Annotated in this window: 19 protein-coding genes; 12 read left to right on the forward strand and 7 right to left on the reverse strand. The window is 63.9% G+C overall.

Going from position 1 to position 17804, the window contains the following annotated elements; translation table 11 throughout:
* Nucleotides 1-28 precede the first annotated feature (28 nt).
* Both rph and rdgB read left to right on the forward strand, forming a co-directional pair.
* The gene (gene rph / locus GRI68_RS05030) at nucleotides 29-742 is read left to right on the forward strand and encodes a ribonuclease PH (protein ID WP_160616224.1); all 714 of its coding nucleotides are present in this window, start codon (nucleotides 29-31) and stop codon (nucleotides 740-742) included.
* Entirely contained in the window at nucleotides 739-1368 is a 630-nt protein-coding gene (rdgB, locus tag GRI68_RS05035; RefSeq protein WP_160616225.1) for an RdgB/HAM1 family non-canonical purine NTP pyrophosphatase, read from the forward strand. Before rph ends, rdgB begins: the two co-directional genes overlap by 4 nt.
* On the opposite strand, the gene GRI68_RS05040 is transcribed toward rdgB, so the two are convergent.
* Entirely contained in the window at nucleotides 1349-1900 is a 552-nt protein-coding gene (locus tag GRI68_RS05040; protein WP_234028719.1) for a CAP domain-containing protein, read from the reverse strand. The genes rdgB and GRI68_RS05040 overlap by 20 nt on opposite strands.
* A gap of 44 nt (nucleotides 1901-1944) precedes the next feature.
* Between GRI68_RS05040 and hemW the strand changes: the two genes are divergently transcribed.
* Together hemW and GRI68_RS05050 are read left to right on the forward strand one after the other, a co-directional pair.
* The gene (gene hemW / locus GRI68_RS05045) at nucleotides 1945-3102 is read left to right on the forward strand and encodes a radical SAM family heme chaperone HemW (RefSeq protein ID WP_160616226.1); all 1158 of its coding nucleotides are present in this window, start codon (nucleotides 1945-1947) and stop codon (nucleotides 3100-3102) included.
* On the forward strand, nucleotides 3099-3995 hold the full coding sequence (locus GRI68_RS05050) for a tyrosine recombinase XerC (RefSeq protein ID WP_160616227.1): 897 nt from the start codon (nucleotides 3099-3101) through the stop codon (nucleotides 3993-3995). Before hemW ends, GRI68_RS05050 begins: the two co-directional genes overlap by 4 nt.
* A gap of 12 nt (nucleotides 3996-4007) precedes the next feature.
* Here GRI68_RS05050 and gshB read toward each other — a convergent pair whose 3' ends face one another.
* Genes gshB through rsmI form a run of 3 tightly spaced genes read right to left on the reverse strand, consistent with a single transcriptional unit; the run spans nucleotide 4008 to nucleotide 6187 of the window.
* Nucleotides 4008-4976 (reverse strand): glutathione synthase, encoded by a 969-nt coding sequence (gene gshB, locus GRI68_RS05055; protein ID WP_160616228.1) that lies wholly within the window; start codon nucleotides 4974-4976, stop codon nucleotides 4008-4010.
* A gap of 15 nt (nucleotides 4977-4991) precedes the next feature.
* The gene (locus GRI68_RS05060; protein WP_160616229.1) at nucleotides 4992-5357 is read right to left on the reverse strand and encodes a YraN family protein; all 366 of its coding nucleotides are present in this window, start codon (nucleotides 5355-5357) and stop codon (nucleotides 4992-4994) included.
* A complete protein-coding gene (gene rsmI / locus GRI68_RS05065) occupies nucleotides 5357-6187 on the reverse strand; it encodes a 16S rRNA (cytidine(1402)-2'-O)-methyltransferase (protein ID WP_160616230.1) in 831 nt (276 codons plus the stop codon). Before rsmI ends, GRI68_RS05060 begins: the two co-directional genes overlap by 1 nt.
* An 88-nt stretch (nucleotides 6188-6275) precedes the next feature.
* Here rsmI and GRI68_RS05070 point away from each other — a divergent pair, with 88 nt between their 5' ends.
* From GRI68_RS05070 to GRI68_RS05095, 6 genes are all read left to right on the forward strand, one after another.
* Nucleotides 6276-7394 carry a penicillin-binding protein activator gene (locus GRI68_RS05070; RefSeq protein WP_234028720.1) on the forward strand — a complete coding sequence of 373 codons (1119 nt, stop codon included), beginning with the start codon at nucleotides 6276-6278 and terminating at the stop codon, nucleotides 7392-7394.
* Between the two features lie 57 nt (nucleotides 7395-7451).
* Nucleotides 7452-9449, forward strand: a complete 1998-nt coding sequence (gene parE, locus GRI68_RS05075; protein ID WP_160616231.1) for a DNA topoisomerase IV subunit B — start codon at nucleotides 7452-7454, stop codon at nucleotides 9447-9449.
* Nucleotides 9450-9535: 86 nt separating this feature from the next.
* The gene (locus GRI68_RS05080; RefSeq protein ID WP_160616232.1) at nucleotides 9536-10063 is read left to right on the forward strand and encodes an RNA polymerase sigma factor; all 528 of its coding nucleotides are present in this window, start codon (nucleotides 9536-9538) and stop codon (nucleotides 10061-10063) included.
* On the forward strand, nucleotides 10056-10619 hold the full coding sequence (locus GRI68_RS05085) for a hypothetical protein (RefSeq protein ID WP_160616233.1): 564 nt from the start codon (nucleotides 10056-10058) through the stop codon (nucleotides 10617-10619). Before GRI68_RS05080 ends, GRI68_RS05085 begins: the two co-directional genes overlap by 8 nt.
* Before the next feature lie 27 nt (nucleotides 10620-10646).
* Nucleotides 10647-11945, forward strand: coding sequence for a serine hydrolase (locus tag GRI68_RS05090; RefSeq protein WP_160616234.1), 1299 nt, complete (start codon nucleotides 10647-10649; stop codon nucleotides 11943-11945).
* A gap of 66 nt (nucleotides 11946-12011) precedes the next feature.
* Nucleotides 12012-12863, forward strand: a complete 852-nt coding sequence (locus GRI68_RS05095; protein WP_160616235.1) for an AAA family ATPase — start codon at nucleotides 12012-12014, stop codon at nucleotides 12861-12863.
* A gap of 51 nt (nucleotides 12864-12914) precedes the next feature.
* Here the strand turns inward: GRI68_RS05095 and GRI68_RS05100 are convergent, their stop codons facing one another.
* Nucleotides 12915-14348, reverse strand: coding sequence for a methyl-accepting chemotaxis protein (locus GRI68_RS05100; RefSeq protein ID WP_325063763.1), 1434 nt, complete (start codon nucleotides 14346-14348; stop codon nucleotides 12915-12917).
* 52 nt (nucleotides 14349-14400) lie between these two features.
* Here GRI68_RS05100 and GRI68_RS05105 point away from each other — a divergent pair, with 52 nt between their 5' ends.
* Both GRI68_RS05105 and GRI68_RS05110 read left to right on the forward strand, forming a co-directional pair.
* Nucleotides 14401-15582, forward strand: coding sequence for a vWA domain-containing protein (locus GRI68_RS05105; RefSeq protein ID WP_160616236.1), 1182 nt, complete (start codon nucleotides 14401-14403; stop codon nucleotides 15580-15582).
* A 34-nt stretch (nucleotides 15583-15616) separates the two neighbouring features.
* The gene (locus GRI68_RS05110; protein ID WP_160616237.1) at nucleotides 15617-15997 is read left to right on the forward strand and encodes a hypothetical protein; all 381 of its coding nucleotides are present in this window, start codon (nucleotides 15617-15619) and stop codon (nucleotides 15995-15997) included.
* A gap of 70 nt (nucleotides 15998-16067) precedes the next feature.
* Here the strand turns inward: GRI68_RS05110 and GRI68_RS05115 are convergent, their stop codons facing one another.
* Both GRI68_RS05115 and GRI68_RS05120 read right to left on the reverse strand, forming a co-directional pair.
* Complete coding sequence (locus GRI68_RS05115) at nucleotides 16068-17264, reverse strand: exo-beta-N-acetylmuramidase NamZ family protein (RefSeq protein ID WP_160616238.1); 1197 nt, start codon at nucleotides 17262-17264, stop codon at nucleotides 16068-16070.
* Nucleotides 17261-17803 (reverse strand): DOMON-like domain-containing protein, encoded by a 543-nt coding sequence (locus GRI68_RS05120; protein ID WP_160616239.1) that lies wholly within the window; start codon nucleotides 17801-17803, stop codon nucleotides 17261-17263. The genes GRI68_RS05115 and GRI68_RS05120 overlap by 4 nt, the downstream gene beginning before the upstream one ends.
* Between the last annotated feature and the right edge of the window lies 1 nt (nucleotide 17804).

Below are 17804 nucleotides of genomic sequence, written 5' to 3' on the forward strand. Positions count from 1 at the left end.
GGCTGCAAACAGCAATACGGAGAATCCCATGCGTCCTTCCGGCCGTGCGCCCGACGAAATGCGCCCCATCAGTATCGAGACCGGTTACACCAAGCACGCCGAGGGTTCGTGCCTGATCAGCTTCGGCGATACCAAGGTGCTGTGCACCGCGAGCGTCGAGGATCGCCTGCCGCCGTGGCTGCGCGGCAAGGGACAGGGCTGGGTTACCGGCGAATATTCGATGCTGCCCCGCGCTACCCATACCCGTGGCAGCCGCGAGGCCGCACGCGGCAAGCAGTCGGGACGCACCCAGGAAATCCAGCGTCTGATCGGACGCTCGCTGCGCGCGGTGGTCGATATGAAGGCGCTTGGCGAACACCAGATCACGCTCGATTGCGATGTGATCCAGGCCGATGGCGGTACGCGCACCGCCTCGATCTCGGGCGCCTGGGTGGCGCTGCGGCTCGCGGTCAACGGCCTGCTCAAGTCGGGCGCGATCGCATCGGACCCGATCACCGCCAAGATCGCCGCGGTCAGTTGCGGGATCTACAACGGCACGCCGGTGCTCGATCTCGACTACGATGAAGACAGCTCGGCCGATGCCGACGCCAATTTCGTGCTCATCGAAGGCGGCCAGATCGCCGAAGTGCAGGCGACAGCCGAAGGCGCGACCTATGACGAAGAAGGCCTGATGCGCCTGCTCCGCCTCGCACAGATGGGCTGTGCCGACATTTTCAAGGCGCAAGACAAGGCGATCGGGTGAGCACGCATCCGCCCCTCGGCGCCAAGCTCGTCATTGCGACGCACAATGCGGGCAAGCTGAAAGAGATTTCGGCGCTGCTCGCGCCGTACGGGATCGAGTGCGTGTCCGCAGGCGCGCTCGGCCTGCCCGAACCGGCCGAGACCGGCACGACCTTCGTGGACAACGCGCTAATCAAGGCGCGGGCTGCGGCCGAAGCGGCGCAACTGCCGGCGCTGGCCGACGATAGCGGGCTGTCGGTCGCCGCGCTCGACGGAAAGCCGGGCGTCTACACCGCGGACTGGGCCGAGCGGCAATGGTTCGAAGGCGATGCGGGGCGCGACTGGTACATGGCGATGGGGAAGGTCGAGGGGAAACTCGCCGAGCAGGGCCCCGACGTCGATCGCAGCGCATGGTTCTCCTGCGTGCTGGCGATCGCATGGCCCGATGGCGAGCATGTGACGTTCGAAGGACGCGCGGAAGGCACGCTGGCCTGGCCGCCGCGCGGCACGCTGGGTTTCGGATACGATCCGGTGTTCGTGCCCGAGGGCCGCGATCAGACCTTCGCCGAACTCGATCCGGAAGAAAAGCACCGCATCAGCCACCGCGCCGATGCCTTTGCCAAGCTGGTCAAGGCGCTGTTCGCCTAGCGCGGCCTTCGGGCTCGAAGCCCACCATGTGTCCCATCCAGTTTCCGGCCGGCCAATAGCGGCAGACGAGCACGTCTTGTCCGGCCCCCGTCGCGAGCGCGCAGCCGATTTCTTGGGTCGTGGGCCAGATCATCTGGGTGTAGTGGCCGACATCGATCCAGTCGCCGGTGCGTGAGACATCGGGAAAACGACCGGGCTGGAAGTGTCGCTTTTCCTCGACGAATCCGCCGATCATGTCTTCGATCGAGTAATAGCCGGCTGTCCCCATCCACAGGTTTTCGCCCGCACCGCGAGTCGCCGTTCGTCCGGCATGCTGAAGGACGCCGCGACGGGCGAGTTCATCGGCCCAATCCTGCGCCTCGCGTGCCAGGCTGGGGCTCCATGCGAGCTGGTTCTGCCCGAAAAGCGCGCGTTCGCGGTTGTGCAAATCCATGATGGGCGCGACGAGATCGGCCGAGCCGCGAGCCGCCGGGAGCGGTGCGGTCAGCCCGGAAACGATCGCAAACATCGCCAGGAGCCGAAGCCAGATCATGCTTCACCTTGACTCCGAGAAGTTAAGGCCGACTGAATCCCCCCATGGCACGCGCGCTCTACATCCACTGGCCCTTCTGTCTGTCGAAATGCCCCTATTGCGACTTCAACAGCCATGTGCGCGCGGCGGTGGATGCCGACGAATGGCGCGCCGCGCTGCTGGCCGACATGCGCCACGAAGCGGAACTTGCCGGCGGTGAGAAGCTGACATCGATCTTCTTCGGCGGCGGGACACCGTCGCTGATGCCACCTGCGCTGGTTGGTGCGCTGCTCGACGAGGCGCAGCGCCTGTGGGGCTTTGCACCAGGCATCGAAATCACGCTGGAGGCCAACCCGACCTCGATCGAGGCGGGCAATTTCGCCGCGCTCGCCGGGGCTGGAATCAACCGCGTGTCGCTGGGGATCCAGGCGCTGGAGGACGAGGCGCTGCATTTCCTCGGGCGCGAGCATTCGGTGCCCGAGGCGTTGCGCGCGCTGGAGATTGCGCAGACGCAGTTCGCACGCGTCAGTTTCGACCTGATCTACGCGCGTCCCAATCAGACCGACGCCGCATGGTTCGCCGAACTCGAGCGCGCATTGGCGCTTGGCACCGAGCATCTCTCGCTTTACCAGCTCACGATCGAACCCGGCACACGCTTCGCCACCGAAGTGCGGCGCGGCGCGTTTACCCCGCTCGACGAGGAAGCCGCGGCCCGGCTGTTTGCCGCCACACGGGCGCGGATGGCAGAAGCGGGGCTGCCCGCCTACGAAGTCAGCAACCACGCGCACCTCGGCTGCGAGAGCGCGCATAACCTCGCCTATTGGCACTATCGCGATTTCGTCGGCATCGGACCGGGCGCCCACGGTCGGCGCGGCGGGGTCGCAACCGTCCGCCATCGCAAGCCGGAGAACTTCCTTGGCGCGATCGAACGCAATGGCCAAGGCATCGTCGAAGAGCGCCCCCTTCCGGCGAGCGAGCAGTTCGAGGAAGCGGTGATGATGGGGCTGCGTTTGAACGAGGGGATCGACCCGGATGCGCTGGCCGTGCGTCTAGGCGTGAACGCGGGCGACCACCTTTCCTCCAGCAGGGTTGCCCTGTTCGAACGCGAAGGCCTGTTGGCGACAGATGGAGCCAGGATCGCGCTGACCGAGGACGGGATGCTGCTGCTCGACCGGATCGCGGCTGAAATCCTCACCCCCTCCCCTGCCGAAGCACCGGCATGAGCGCATCGGACGTCGCGGCCGAGTGGGAAGCGCATCTCGCGCTCGCCAAGCGACGCTCCCCGCACACGGTGCGCGCCTATGTCGCCGCGGCGCGGAGATGGCTCGCGCATTTGCCCGCAACCGACTGGTCTGCCCTCGCCCGCCTCGAAGCGCGCGACCTGCGGCGGCAATTGGCGCGGCGGCGGGCCGACGGACTGTCCAATGCAAGCGCCGCGCGCGAACTCTCGGCCCTCAAGGCGTTCATCGCCTTTGCCGCCGAGCGCGCGGGCGAAGAGGATCCCGCCCCGCCGCGCCTGCGCGGCCCCAAGGTGAAGCGCGGCATTCCGCGCCCGGTTACGCCCGACGAGGCCGAGGGGCTCGCCGCCGAAGTGGCATCGACCGCTCGCGAGGATTGGCAGGGCCTGCGCGACCAGGCAGTGCTTCTGCTACTCTACGGCGCGGGCCTGCGCATATCCGAAGCGCTCTCGCTGACCGGCGACGACCTGCCGCAGGCCGATCGCCTCACGATAACCGGCAAGGGTAGCAAGCAGCGGGTCGTCCCGATCATGCCGATCGTGCGCGATGCGGTGGAGGTCTATGCCGAAGCCTGCCCGCACGAGTTGACGAAGGACGGTGCGCTGTTTCGCGGCGCACGAGGCGGGCCCTTGGGGCAGGGAGCGGTGCAGAAAGCGGTCGCCCGCGCCCGCACGGCGCTCGGCCTGCCGGCCACTGCGACGCCGCATGCGCTGCGCCACAGCTTCGCAACGCACTTGCTGGGCGAAGGGGCGGATTTGCGCAGCCTGCAGGAATTGCTCGGCCATGCGAGCCTCGCCTCGACTCAGATCTACACGCAGGTCGATGCCAAGACGCTGCTCGACACCTATCGCAACGCCCATCCGCGCGAGCAGGACTAGCGGCCCACCCGCCTACAGGGCGGGTTGCCGCGCTTCGATCGCGTCCCAGATCTTCGCGGCGGTGTCGGTCCCGTTGAACTTGTCGATCGCGACGATACCGGTGGGCGAGGTCACATTGATCTCGGTCAGCCATTTGCCGCCGATCACGTCGATGCCGACGAACACGAGGCCGCGCTTCTTCAGTTCCGGCCCCATCGCGGCGCAGATTTCCTGTTCACGCTCGGTAAGTTCGGCGCCTTCGGCATGGCCGCCCTGCGCGAGGTTGGAACGGAACTCGCCCTCGCCCGGGAAACGATTGATCGCGCCCGCAACCTCGCCATCGACCAGCACGATCCGTTTGTCGCCCTCTGAGACTTCGGGAAGGAAGGGCTGGACCATATGCGGTTCGGGCCAGGTCTGGTTGAACACTTCGAACAGGGCGGAGAGGTTTTCCCCGTCCGGGCCGATGCGGAAGATCGCCTTGCCGCCGTTTCCGTGCAGCGGCTTGACCACCAGCCCGCCGAGGAATTCGTCCGCGATCTCGCGCTGGAATGCGCGCACGTCATCGAGCGAACGCGCGATCAGCGTCGGCGGCATGAAGCGCGCGTAATCGAGCACGAACATCTTTTCCGGCGCATTGATCACTTCGCGCGGATCGTTGACGACCAGCGTCTCTCCCTGAAGCCGGTCGAGCAACAGCGCCGCGCTGATATAACCCAGATCGAACGGCGGATCCTGCCGCATCAGCACGACGTCGATATCCTCCTTGAGATCGATCCTGCGCGTCTCGCCCTTGGTGAAATGATTGCCTTCGACCCGCTGCACCGTCACCGGAGCGGCATGCGCGGTGATCGCCCCGCGATCCCAGGCCAGGCTGCGCACATCGTAGTGATAAAGCTCATGCCCGCGCTCCTGTGCGGAGAGCATCAGGGCGAAACTGGAATCGCCCGCAATCTTGACGGTTTCGATCGGGTCCATCTGGACGGCCACGCGCAGGGTCATGTCGGCTCCGGTTTTTTAGTTAAAGGGTTGCCATGCGTTGGCGATGTGGCGTGGCCGGGCCCACGGCGCAACCAGGATCACATCGATGCGGATATCTTCTCCGGAGCTGGCGTAGCGATGGGCCGACGCTTCGACCGCCGCGGCCACGCGCTGCAAACGGTATTCATCGATCGCCGTATCGAGCTGTTCGCCTGTTCGCCGCCATTTGACCTCGATGAAGGCGATCGTGCGCCCCCGCCTGGCCACCAGATCGATCTCGCCGCGCGGGTTGCGCACCCTGCGATCGACGATCCGCCAGCCTTTGAGCCGCAGATACCAGCTCGCCAGCGTTTCGCCCCGTCGCCCGCGCCGTTCGGCTTTGCGGCGGGCCGTTTTCGCCATCAGGCCTTGAGTTCCATCGCGCGCGGATAAAGCTCTGATTTTCGCCGTCCGGTGCGCCGCGCCGCCTCTGCCGCCGCCTTGGCCGGAGACATCTCGTCGAGCAGAGCCGCAAGCAAGGCATCGACATCCGCCTCGCTCGCTTCCTGCTCTGCCGGCGGACCGATCAGCAGCACGATCTCGCCCTTGGGGGGATGGGCGCGATAATGTTCCGCAAGCTCCGTCGCCGTCCCGCGCCGTGCTTCTTCGTGCAGTTTGGTCAGCTCGCGCGCGACACAGACATCGCGTGCCCCGTCCCATTGCGCGATCGCATCGAGGCTTTTCACGAGGCGCGGCCCGGTTTCGTAAAAGACCAGCGTGGCGTCGATCGCGCTCAAACCGTCGAGCGTATCGCGCCGCGCCTTGTCCTTTTGGGGCAGGAAGCCAGCAAACAGGAAGCGATCGTTGGGCAGGCCCGACAGCGTCAATCCGGCAATCGCCGCACAAGCGCCCGGCAAGGTGGTCACCGTTACGCCCGCCTCGCGCGCATCGCGCAGCAGGCGATAGCCGGGATCGGAGACCAGCGGCGTTCCCGCATCGCTGACCAAAGCGACCGCGCGGGTCTGCATCGAATCGATCAGCCGCTGCCGGTCCCTCTCCCCGCTGTGATCGTCGTAACGCCACAGCGGCTTGGAGATATCGAAATGCTTGAGCAGCTTGCCGGTGACCCGCGTATCCTCGCACGCCACGCCATCGCAGCGCTTCAGCACATCGAGCGCGCGCAGCGTCATGTCGCCGAGATTGCCAATCGGCGTCGCAACAATATAGAGGCCGGGTTGAAGCGGGTCGCCCATGGCGAGCCTCATGAACGATCGGGAGCAATGAGTCATGGCCGGATTTCTGCAACGTCACAGGTTGGGCAGGAGAGGCGTTCTGGCCGGCATGGCCTTCGCGCTGCTCGGAGGCTGTTCGGTCATCCCCAAGGGCACGCCCGAAGCCCCTCCCCCCGTCGTCACCACGCCTGCGCCGCCCACCAGCAATCTGCCCGATGACGAAGGTTTCCACCGCGTCGCCTTGCTGGTTCCGCTTTCCGGCGAGAATGAACGTGCCGGCCGTTCGGTCGCCAACGCGGCAACCGCAGCGCTGATCGACACCAATGCGCAGCAAATCCGGGTCACGACCTACGACACCGCTCCGGGAGCGGCCGCCGCCGCCCGCCAGGCTCTCGCCGATGGCAACAGGCTGGTTCTCGGCCCGCTGATGGGCAGCAATATCGATGCGGTGGCAGGTGCCGCTCTGCCTGCCGACGTGCCCGTCATTTCTTTTTCGAACGATGCCAGCGAAGGCCAGCGCGGCGTGTTCCTGATGGGCACGCAGCCGGGTCAGTCGATCGATAATACGATTCGCTACGCCGCCTCGCGCGGGATCCGGCGCATTGCCGGTCTCGTCCCGACCGGGACCTATGGCAATCGCGCCGCCGAGGGCCTCGTTTCCGCCGCACGCACCTATGGTGTGACCTTCACCGGAATGGAGCGCTACGATCGCGGCAATACCTCGATCCGCAGCGCCGCCCTTCGTCTGAAAGATCGCGGCGGTTACGACGCGGTGCTGATTGCCGATAGCGGCCGTCTCGCCGCGCTTGCCGCGCCGGTGCTCAAGCCTGCTGGCGACAGCACCCAATTGCTCGGCACCGAACTGTGGAGCGGCGACGACGCGATTTACGACAACCGGGCGATGCGCGGCGCATGGTATTCGGCGCTGTCCGATGAGCGCTGGCCGCAATTCTCCGACAGTTACGAACAGCGCTTCGGCGGGCGTCCGTTCCGGATCGCCACGCTCGGCTACGATGCGGTGCTGATCACGCTCAACATCGCGCGCGACTGGCGCGTGGGCGATCCGTTCCCCGCCCAGCGGCTCTATTCGCGCGGCGGTTTCCTCGGCAGCGACGGGATTATCCGCTTCGGCTCGAACGGCGTGGGAGAGCGCGCGTTCGAAATGCGCGAGGTGCGCGACACCAGCAGCGTCACGATCGAGGACGCGCCGACCCGCTTCGCCGATTGAGCAAAACCGTCGTGACACGCTTGTCGGGGGCCCCTGCCAGCGCGTAGGCTGCTGCCGATGGCAGACGAACTGTTCGATAACGATGGGTCCAAGACCCCCGGCGACGATTACGATTCCTCCTCGATCGAGGTGCTGGAGGGGCTTGAACCCGTCCGGCGGCGGCCGGGCATGTATATTGGCGGGACCGACGACCGGGCGCTGCACCACCTCGCCGCCGAAGTCCTCGACAATGCGATGGACGAAGCGGTGGCCGGTCACGCCTCGCGCATCGAAGTCGTGCTGGACGAAGACAATCGGCTGAGCATTGCCGATAACGGCCGCGGCATCCCCGTCGACGAGCATCCCAAATATCCGGGTCAGTCGACGCTCGAGGTGATCCTCACCACATTGCATTCGGGCGGCAAGTTCTCGGGCAAGGCCTATGCCACCAGCGGCGGCCTGCACGGCGTCGGGGTCAGCGTGGTCAATGCGCTGTCCTCGCACACGCGGGTCGAAGTGGCGCGCGATCGCAAGCTCTACGCGCAGGAATTCGCGCGCGGCCTCTCGCTCGGCAAGATCGAGGAAATCGGCGCCGCTCCCAATCGCCGCGGCACCACCGTGATCTTCACGCCCGACACCGAGATTTTCGGCGATCGCCAGTTCAAGCCCAAGCGGCTGTTCAAGCTCGCCCGTTCTAAGGCCTATCTCTATGCCGGGGTCGAGATCCGCTGGAAATGTGCGCCCTCGCTCCTCAGCGAAGACGTGCCCGAAGAGGCGGTCTTCAAGTTTCCCGGCGGGCTCGCCGATCACCTCGCCGAACAGGTCGGGGAGCGTGAATGCGTTACGGCGCAGCCATTCGCGGGCAAGCAGGATTTCGCCCCAGATCAGGATAATGGCTCACAGGGCCGCGTGGAATGGGCGATCGCCTGGCCGCTCTATTCGGACGGTTCGACCAGCTGGTATTGCAACACCGTACCCACTCCCGATGGCGGCACGCACGAACAGGGCCTGCGCGCCGCGCTGACCAAGGGTTTGCGCGCGTTCGGGGATCTGATCGGCACCAAGAAGGCGAAGGACATCACCGCCGACGACGTGACCAACGGATCGGAGATCATGCTCTCGGTCTTCATCCGCGATCCGCAATTCCAGTCGCAGACCAAGGACCGGCTGACCTCGCCCGAAGCGGCGCGCCTGGTCGAGAACGCGGTGCGCGACCATTTCGACCACTTCCTGTCCGACAATATGGACCGCGGCCGCGCGCTGCTGGGCCAGGTGATGGAGCGGATGGACGAGCGGCTCCGGCGCAAGCAGGAACGCGAGATCAAGCGCAAGACCGCGACCAATGCCAAGAAGGTCCGCCTACCCGGCAAGCTGACCGACTGTTCGGGCGAGACCGACGCCGAAACCGAGCTGTTCATCGTCGAAGGGGACTCCGCGGGTGGCAGCGCCAAGCAGGCGCGTAACCGCAAGACCCAGGCGATCCTTCCGATCCGCGGCAAGATCCTCAACGTCGCCAGCGCAACGGCGGACAAGATCCGCGCAAACAGCGAAATCGCAGACCTCACCCTCGCTTTAGGTTGTGGCACGCGCAAGGATTGCGACGCCGAAAAGCTGCGTTACGACAAGATCGTCATCATGACCGATGCCGATGTCGATGGCGCGCATATCGCGACCTTGCTGATGACCTTCTTCTTCCAGGAAATGCCCGATCTGGTGCGCAAGGGGCACCTGTACCTCGCCCAGCCTCCCCTTTACCGCCTCACCGCCGGGAAGGAGAGCCGCTATGCCAGCGACGAGGCGCATCGCCAGGAGCTCGAGGAGACGGTCTTCAAGGGCAAGAAGGTGGAGGTCTCCCGCTTCAAGGGCCTCGGCGAAATGAACCCGCAGCAATTGCGCGAGACCACGATGGATCCCGACAAGCGCAGCCTGGTGCGGATCACCCTGCCCGCCGAATTCGAGGACCGGGCGGTGGTGAAGGACCTCGTCGACCGGCTGATGGGTCGCAATCCCGAGCACCGCTTCGACTTCATCCAGAACAATGCTGGCGAATTCGATCGCGAAATGATCGACGCCTGATCTGTCGTTTTTCGCCGTATTTGGGGCGAAACGCAAAAATCGCAGCGTGCGTGTAAGAAATCCCCGTCCCGGCGGACTAAGGGGGTATGACCGAACCAGCGCAACATAGGCTTTACCACCAGGCGGGTGAGCAATTCGCCCCCGCGATCGCGCGCCTTTCCAAGGCGATGGAGCGCGATCCCGAAAGGGCGCGCGATCTGGAGCAGGACATCCATTGCGAGCTGTTTCGCAGCTTCGCACGCTTCGATGGCGATTGCTCGCTCAAGACCTGGGTCTACCGGGTCTCGCACAATGTTGCTGCCGAACATCGCCTGCGCGCATCCCGGCACCCCAAACCCGTGTCGCTCGATGAGATCGATACGCTTCCCGAACCCGGCAATGCCGAGCGTGCAGCGGCCGAAAGCCTCGCCGTGGCGCGGGCGCATTCACTGATCCGCGCCCTCCCCACGCTCGATGCGCAAGTCATGCTGCTGTGGCTCGAAGGCGAAACCGGAACCGATATCGCCGATGTGACGGGCCTCAAACCCGGCGCGGTTGCGACCCGGGTCCACCGTCTCAAAGCGCTGCTTTCGAGCAAGTTCGATGCCCCGACCAAGGAATACGACGATGACTGACTTCACCTTCTGGACCGCGCGCGAAGAAACTGCGCAGTTTTCCGCACCCGGTGAATGCGCAAAGCGGGCCACCCGTTTCGAACGCACGATCCGCAATCGCAACCTCGTCGAATTCGTGGCGGGCGGGCTGGTACTGGTAATGTTCGGCGCAGCCGCGATCGGGGCATTGGCTTACGGCCTGTGGGACTTCGGCGCTGCCTTCCTCGCCGGCTTCATCGGCGTGGGGTTCGTTCTGTGGCACCTCCACTCCGCCGGATCGAACCTCGCGCGTCAGCCCGAATCCGATTGCCGCACGCATTATCGGCGGCAACTCGACCGCCAGCGCCAGCTATTGGAGAGTGTACCTCTCTGGTATCTAGCTCCGATGCTGCCCGGCATACTGGGCGTGTATGGCGCGGTCGGCTTCCGCGTCGCCCGGAACCAGGGCTGGCATACCGCGCTCGAAGGGATCGGACTCCCGCTTGCCGGAACAGTGGTCTTCTTCGCCTTCGTCGCCTGGCTCAATCGGGCCACCGCGCGCGGGCTCGCCCGCGAAATCGACCGCCTCGATCACTAATCACACCTTCGCAACCGGAGACCTATCATGAGACCCATCATCGCCGCCTTCGCTGCCGCCATCGCAATGCCGCTGCCCGCAGCGGCGCAGGACGCCTCCACCCAGGCAATCGCGGAAGACCCGTTCGCTTCGCGAACGGCCGATGCTTTGGCCGTGCTCAAGGATGAGAAAGACGCCGACGGCGTTTTCACCGTCGAATTTCTTGCGCAGATTCCCGCGTCGCAACTGCACGAACTCGCAGCCCGGCTCGAATCCGAGTTCGGTGCGTTGCAGGACGTGAAGTCGGTCGATCCGCGCTCGGCGATGGCAGCGGTGTTCGAAATGCGGTTCGAGAAGGCGATTGGCCAGGGCAACATCATGATCGATCCCGAGCAGGACGATCGGATCTCGCTTATCGAGTTCACCGACTTCCGCGCGATCGAATCCGATAAGAGCACGATTGCCGACGATCTTTCCGAACTTGGCGGTGAAACCGGCCTGCTGGTGGCACGGCTGGAGGACAATGGCGACATCACGCCCTTGCTAGACGTCAACGGCGAGCAGCAATTGGCAATCGGCTCGACCTTCAAACTCTACGTGCTCTCGGCGGTCGCGCGGGCGGTTGCCGAAGGGCGGCATCGCTGGGACGAGGTCGTTTCTCTCTCGCAAAGCACCTTTGCCGGGAGCCAGTTGAACGCGTTCCCCAAGAACGCACCGATGACCGTGCAAACCCTCGCGTCGTTCATGATTTCGGTCAGCGACAATCGCGCCACCGACCAGTTGATCGCGCTGGTCGGGCGCGAGGCCGTCGAGGTCGAGGTCCTGGCGGCCAGCCACGCCGATCCCGAGCTTATCCTGCCCTTCCTCACGACTGCCGAGTTGTTCGCCCTCAAAGCCGGTTCTGACGAGAAGCTCAGCCATTACGCGGCCGCCGACGACAGCGATCAACGTGTGGCGCTCGATGCACTGGATCTTTCCGGCGTGGCAAACGGCGATGTGAACGCCATTTTCGCGAACGGACCGCGCGCCCTCGAGGTTGAATGGTTCGCCTCGGGTTACGACATCGCACGGATTTTCCAGCAGCTCGATGGTTTCGACGATCCGACGGTCGACGCGGTCCTCGGCATCAACCCCGCCATGGGCCCCGCCGATCGCGCCCAATGGCGCACGGTCGCCTACAAGGGTGGCTCGGAACCGGGCGTGCTCAATTTCAGCTGGCTTCTGTCCGATGCCGAAGGTCGCCGCTTTGTCGTCAGTATCGGACGCAACGATCCTACGACCACGTTCGGCGATACCGATCTCATGCTTCTGGCCCAGCGGGCGATCCGCGTCGCGCGCGATCAATAGCGGTCTTGCCTCGCGCGGTTGCGCCACCTATCGCCTTAATCGAACGATTAAGCCCACAGGACTTTCATGACCGACACACGCTTCGAAGGCACCCAATCCTATATCGCGACCGAAGACCTCAAGGTCGCCGTCAACGCGGCGGTGACGCTGCGTCGGCCGCTGCTGGTGAAAGGCGAACCGGGCACCGGCAAGACCGTGCTGGCGCAGGAAGTCGCCAAGGCGATGGGTGCGCCGCTGATCGAGTGGAACGTCAAATCGACTACCAAGGCGCAGCAGGGCCTCTACGAATACGACGCGGTGGCCCGCCTACGAGACGGCCAGCTCGGCGACGAGCGCGTTCACGACATCTCGAACTACATCAAGAAGGGCAAATTGTGGGAGGCGTTCACCTCCGAACAGCTACCAGTCCTGCTGATCGACGAGATCGACAAGGCCGATATCGAGTTCCCCAACGACCTGTTGCAGGAGCTCGACCGGATGAGCTTCGATGTCTACGAAACCCATGAGACGATCACCGCGCAAGAGCGCCCGATCGTCATCATCACGTCGAACAACGAAAAGGAATTGCCCGACGCGTTCCTGCGCCGGTGCTTTTTCCACTACATCAAGTTTCCCGATCGCGAGACGATGCAGGAAATCATCGACGTCCACTTCCCCGACATCCAGAAACAGCTCGTCACCAAGGCGATGGAAATCTTCTACGAGCTGCGCGAAGTGCCCGGCCTCAAGAAGAAGCCCAGCACCAGCGAATTGCTCGACTGGCTCAAGCTGCTGATGAACGAGGACATGCCGCTGGACGTGCTGCAGGACGCCAATCCCAACAGCGCCGTTCCGCCTCTCCACGGCGCGCTGCTCAAGAATGAGCAGGACGTGATGCTGTTCGAACGCCTCGCCTTCATGGCACGCCGCCAGAGCTGATCGGTTGAAACCCGGCCTCGCCGAGGCCGGGTCGGCTCAACCCACGGGCGCTCAAGCCAGCTTGTACGCCAGTTCGAAATCGCCCCAGCGGCGTCCCTCGATGAAGATCGGGACGTAGACGTTACGGACCACATGGTAGGTCTTGCCGTCGCCTTCCTGGCGGTAGACGGCCATCATGTAGGGCGCGGTGCTTTTCTTCGATTTCTGGTCGATGGGATCGAGGATGATCCGGCCGTTGCGGCAGAACTTCGTATCATGCGTCACGTCGCCGGTCGGCTGCTGCGAACACTTGGTAAGGTGCGCCGGCAGATAGCCGTTCATATCGGTACAGGCCGCGGCCACCACGCGTGGATCGCGAGACTCTTCGCGATCGAGCAAAGGACGCCAGTGATCGTAGGCCCAGTCCATCATCCGGTTGCGGAAGCGCGGCGGATTGCTGCCTGCGATCGGCTGATAATCAGCATCGAACACATCGGCGAGGCTCAGCCTGCCGTCGGCAATTGCCTCTTCGGCCATTTGCGCGGCTTCGTTGGCCGCATTGCGTGCCTGTTCGACCATCGCGCTGTCTTCGGGCGATAGACCGGCGTGAACGATGTGATCGAACATCGAGTTGGCGGTCATTTCGAGCATGCCGACGCGGCGATTGGCGTCTTCCAGCTGGGTTTCGTTGCGGACAGTGGCCGAGGCGAAGCTCGACATCACATTCTGCACCCTCGCCACATGATCGCTGATCGTGCCGGTCGCACCTGTGATCTGCTCGTTCTGGCGATCGACTTCCTTCACGAGGTCGCTGACCCCGATCAGCGTCTGTTCGATCTGGGCGACCGAAGTCTTGGTCTCGTTGCTCGCCTGGGCGCCATCCTCGATCTGCTGGATGACGCGTTCGGCCTGCCCGCCAAGCGCGTCGATGGTGTGCGTGATTTCCTCGGTCGCGAGCCGCGTGTCGCGCGCGAGGCTCTTCACCTCGTCCGCCACCACAGCAAAGGTGCGCCCCGCCTCGCCCGCGCGCATCGCCTCGATCGTAGCATTGAGAGCAAGGATATTGGTGGTCTCGGCGATGGTGTCGATCTTTTGCGAGCTCGAACGCACCTGCTCCATTGCAGCGGTGAAATCGGTCACGTGCCGGGTAAGTGAATCGACCAGGCCGAGCAATTCCCCAATCTGGTTGAGCGAACCCTTGATAAGGTCGGTGCCTTCATCGAGCCGGGCTCGCGCGCGCTCAGAAAGCGCACGTGCTTCGGAGCTTGAACTGGCTACTTGTCGCTGATCCTGCTCGAGCGCCGCGACGGTGCCCTGCAAGGCCGCCTGCTCTTCCCGCAATCGCTCGGACGAACGGATCACGCCTTCGACGATTCCCGCAACATCGGAGCACCCAACGGTGACCTCGCCACAGCTTTCGGGAATGCGGTTGATCGCGCTCTGGCTTGCCGCTTCTATTCTGCTAACTTCCATCTGCCCCTGGTCCACCTGTGGATATGCAGGCACCGACCTAGGGCGATATGGTTATCTACGAGTTAAACGCGGACCACGGATCAGCATGTTTTTTAATTTCGTCGACGAATTGCGCGAAGCCGGCATTCCGGCGAGCTTCAAGGAGCATCTGACGCTGATCGAAGCGCTAGACCGCGATGTGATCGAGCAGTCCCCCGAAGCGTTCTATTACCTTTCGCGCGCGACCTTCGTGAAAGACGAAGGCCTGCTCGACCGGTTCGACCAGGTGTTCAACAAGGTCTTCAAGGGTTTGCTGACCGATTACGGGCAGAACCCGGTCGATATTCCCGAAGACTGGCTGAAGGCGGTGGCCGAGAAATTCCTCTCTCCTGAAGAGATGGAGAAGATCAAGGCGCTCGGCGATTGGGACGAGATCATGGAGACGCTGAAGAAGCGGCTCGAAGAACAGAAGGAACGCCACGAAGGCGGCAACAAGTGGATCGGCACGGGCGGCACCTCGCCCTTCGGCCATTCGGGCTACAATCCCGAAGGTGTGCGAATCGGCGGCGAGAGCAAGCACAAGCGCGCGGTGAAGGTATGGGAAAAGCGCGAGTTCAAGAACCTCGACAACACCAAGGAACTCGGCACCCGCAATATCAAGATGGCCTTGCGTCGCCTGCGTCGGTTCGCGCGCGACGGGGCTGCCGACCAGCTCGATCTCGACGCGACGATCGACGGCACGGCCAAGCAGGGCTGGCTCGATATCCGGATGCGGCCCGAACGACGCAATGCGGTGAAACTGCTGCTGTTCCTCGATGTCGGCGGATCGATGGATCCGTTCATCAAGCTGGTCGAGGAATTGTTCAGCGCCGCTACGACCGAGTTCAAGAACCTCGAATTCTACTACTTCCACAATTGCCTGTACGAAGGCGTGTGGAAGGACAATCGCCGCCGCTGGACCGAGCGGACCAAGACCTGGGACATCCTTCATAAATTCGGCCACGACTACAAGATCGTGTTCGTCGGCGATGCCGCGATGAGCCCTTATGAAATCACCCATCCGGGCGGCTCGGTCGAGCATTTTAACGAAGAATCGGGCACCGCCTGGATGAAGCGTGTGACCGATACCTATCCCGCGGCGGTTTGGATCAATCCGGTGCCCGAAAAGCAATGGGGCTATTCGCAAAGCACCAAGATGATGCGCGAATTGATGAAGGACCGCATGTACCCGCTGACGCTCGAGGGTCTCGACGATGCGATGCGGGAATTGAGCCGCAAGCAGGGATAGGGTATTTCGGGAGCCAATCGGGGAGATGATGCCAATGAAAATCGTGCTCGCGCTCATGCCGCTCTTTGCCCACGCCGCGACAGATGCGGACGAAACGTCGTCGATGAACGACGATGCAACCGTGGTTTCGCTTTTCGCTGCTCACGAGGACAGTGCCGTTCCACCGATGCCCGACTTCGGCGAGCACGATGAAGCTCACTGCGAGATCGTGATTGAACAGGCGCTTGAGCAAAGCGGAATGCCGATCCTGCGCCGCGAGACGGCTACCGATGAGCGCCCCCTCCTCTCCGCTGCCGTCGACCGGCGGATCGACGGGTGCCCGGTGATCCAGATGCTCGCCAATCCGGACGATGTCCGTCCGTTCCCCAAGCCGGAGGACGGACCCGCGCTGAGGCTGCTCGCGACCGCCGAATAGCCGTCTGCGAGCCAATGATGCCGATCAGTTTCGCGCTGGTGGAAATCGTGCAACCGGCGCGTCAACCCAATCAGTAGAGCAGATGCGGCGCGATGCGCTCGCGCCAGATCGCTTCGTCACGTGCGGCCAGGGCTTCCAGATCGCCCGGAGTGCTGTTCTTGTCGTCGACCCATTCGCGCAAGGATGGTCCGCCGTTGATCACGTCGATCGCGAGCCGATCGAATTCGTATTCGTAGGGAAAGTCGCGCCACAGATCGTAGTCGGGATGAAGGTTGCGGATCGCCCTGAACACCAGCGCCTGCAAGCGCCATGGGCGGAACGCGGCGTGATCGTAGAACGGACCTTCCGCGTGGATCATCAGCGCGCTGCAAAGCTCGCCGCTATGCTTGTGGAAGGTCGGTTCGAACCAGCATTCGCGCAGTGCGCAGCCGCTTAGCCAATCGGGTGCCAAACGCTGCATTTCCGCGCGAACCGCAGCCGCATCGAGATCGGGCGCACCAAACAGCACTTCGAGTGGGCGGGTTGTCCCCCTGCCCTCGCTCAAATTCGTCCCCTCCAGCATCACCGTGCCGGCATAGGCGCGCGCCATGTTGACGTTGGCGGCATTGGGTGAGGGATTGATCCACACGCGATCTGTGGGCCATCCGTGGCCGGGGCCGTCGGGCGCCCACCCTTCCATTTCGATCACGCGATAATCCACGTCGAGACCGAAATGATCGACGAACCACTGCCCCATCTCGCCCATGGTGAGGCCGTGCCGCATCGGCATTTGCGCTGCGCCGACGAAGCTCTCCTGTCCTTCAACGAGTAGCGTACCCTCGATCGGTCGGCCGGCCGGATTGGGGCGGTCAAGCACCCATACGCTCTTGCCATGCGCGGCGGCGGCTTCGAGCACGTAAAGCAGCGTGGTGACGAAGGTGTAGATCCGGCACCCCAGGTCCTGCAGGTCGAACAGGAACACATCCGCAGTCGACATCATCTGCCCGGTCGGGCGGCGATGCTCTCCGTACAGGCTGAAGATAGGGATACCGTAATGCGGATCGGTCTCGTCCGCGGTTTCGACCATATTGTCCTGCTTGTCGCCCTTGAGCCCGTGCTGGGGCCCGAACGCGCTCGATACGTTCACACCGGCGGCGATCAGCGCATCGAGGCTATGCGTCAGGTCCTCCGTCACCGAGGCGGGATGCGCAAGCAGCGCGACGCGTCGACCATCGAGGGGGGCGCGAAGTTGCGGATCGGCAAGCAGCCGGTCGATACCGTTTTTCATGCGCCCGGAGGTGCCGCAAGCTGTGCTTTGAAGCAAGCCGGGTCGTGAAAATCAGGATGCTCTGCGCCATGGGCCAGCGCCCAGTAGCTTTTGACGCCGCCGTCTTCCTCGATCACGGCGGTGAGGCCGAGATTGCACACCGCGTTTGGCAAACCCGCAGCGGGAATGGCTGCGTCGAAGATCGCAAAGCTCGATCCCTGCCGCATCGTACAATCGGGTTCGCGCGGCATCGCCCTCTCGCTCATACCTTCGCGCGGCGCGGTGAAATCGTAGGCAGCCCAGCGCTCGGACGGGGACAGGTTGAGCTCGACATAGGCCGATCCGCCTTCAGGCTGGAGAAACGCTTCGAAGCATGTGGTCTTCCACAACTCGTCGGCCCGCCCCTTCCCGGCGAAAGCCGGGACGACCAGTCCGGCGCTGCCTTCGATCCGCCAGCGCAACCGCAGCCAATTGGCATCGTGGCCGATAACACGCGCTTCCATCCCGCGGACCTGCACTGGCGGAAATGCCGGGTGTGCGACAAGCACGTGCGTTTGCATT

Origin of the sequence: Alteriqipengyuania halimionae, from assembly GCF_009827575.1 — a bacterium.
GTDB lineage: Bacteria > Pseudomonadota > Alphaproteobacteria > Sphingomonadales > Sphingomonadaceae > Alteriqipengyuania_A > Alteriqipengyuania_A halimionae.

Coding starts and splice junctions, on each gene's coding strand:
- hemW (WP_160616226.1), top strand. CDS start 1,945: ATGGCACGCGCGCTCTACATCCACTGGCCCTTCTGTCTGTCGAAATGC.
- GRI68_RS05050 (WP_160616227.1), top strand. CDS start 3,099: ATGAGCGCATCGGACGTCGCGGCCGAGTGGGAAGCGCATCTCGCGCTC.
- GRI68_RS05070 (WP_234028720.1), top strand. CDS start 6,276: ATGGCCTTCGCGCTGCTCGGAGGCTGTTCGGTCATCCCCAAGGGCACG.
- GRI68_RS05115 (WP_160616238.1), bottom strand. CDS start 17,264: ATGAAAAACGGTATCGACCGGCTGCTTGCCGATCCGCAACTTCGCGCC.
- GRI68_RS05105 (WP_160616236.1), top strand. CDS start 14,401: ATGTTTTTTAATTTCGTCGACGAATTGCGCGAAGCCGGCATTCCGGCG.
- GRI68_RS05080 (WP_160616232.1), top strand. CDS start 9,536: ATGACCGAACCAGCGCAACATAGGCTTTACCACCAGGCGGGTGAGCAA.
- GRI68_RS05090 (WP_160616234.1), top strand. CDS start 10,647: ATGAGACCCATCATCGCCGCCTTCGCTGCCGCCATCGCAATGCCGCTG.
- rsmI (WP_160616230.1), bottom strand. CDS start 6,187: ATGGGCGACCCGCTTCAACCCGGCCTCTATATTGTTGCGACGCCGATT.
- parE (WP_160616231.1), top strand. CDS start 7,452: ATGGCAGACGAACTGTTCGATAACGATGGGTCCAAGACCCCCGGCGAC.
- rph (WP_160616224.1), top strand. CDS start 29: ATGCGTCCTTCCGGCCGTGCGCCCGACGAAATGCGCCCCATCAGTATC.
- GRI68_RS05060 (WP_160616229.1), bottom strand. CDS start 5,357: ATGGCGAAAACGGCCCGCCGCAAAGCCGAACGGCGCGGGCGACGGGGC.
- GRI68_RS05095 (WP_160616235.1), top strand. CDS start 12,012: ATGACCGACACACGCTTCGAAGGCACCCAATCCTATATCGCGACCGAA.
- GRI68_RS05040 (WP_234028719.1), bottom strand. CDS start 1,900: ATGATCTGGCTTCGGCTCCTGGCGATGTTTGCGATCGTTTCCGGGCTG.
- GRI68_RS05085 (WP_160616233.1), top strand. CDS start 10,056: ATGACTGACTTCACCTTCTGGACCGCGCGCGAAGAAACTGCGCAGTTT.
- gshB (WP_160616228.1), bottom strand. CDS start 4,976: ATGACCCTGCGCGTGGCCGTCCAGATGGACCCGATCGAAACCGTCAAG.
- GRI68_RS05110 (WP_160616237.1), top strand. CDS start 15,617: ATGAAAATCGTGCTCGCGCTCATGCCGCTCTTTGCCCACGCCGCGACA.
- GRI68_RS05120 (WP_160616239.1), bottom strand. CDS start 17,803: ATGCAAACGCACGTGCTTGTCGCACACCCGGCATTTCCGCCAGTGCAG.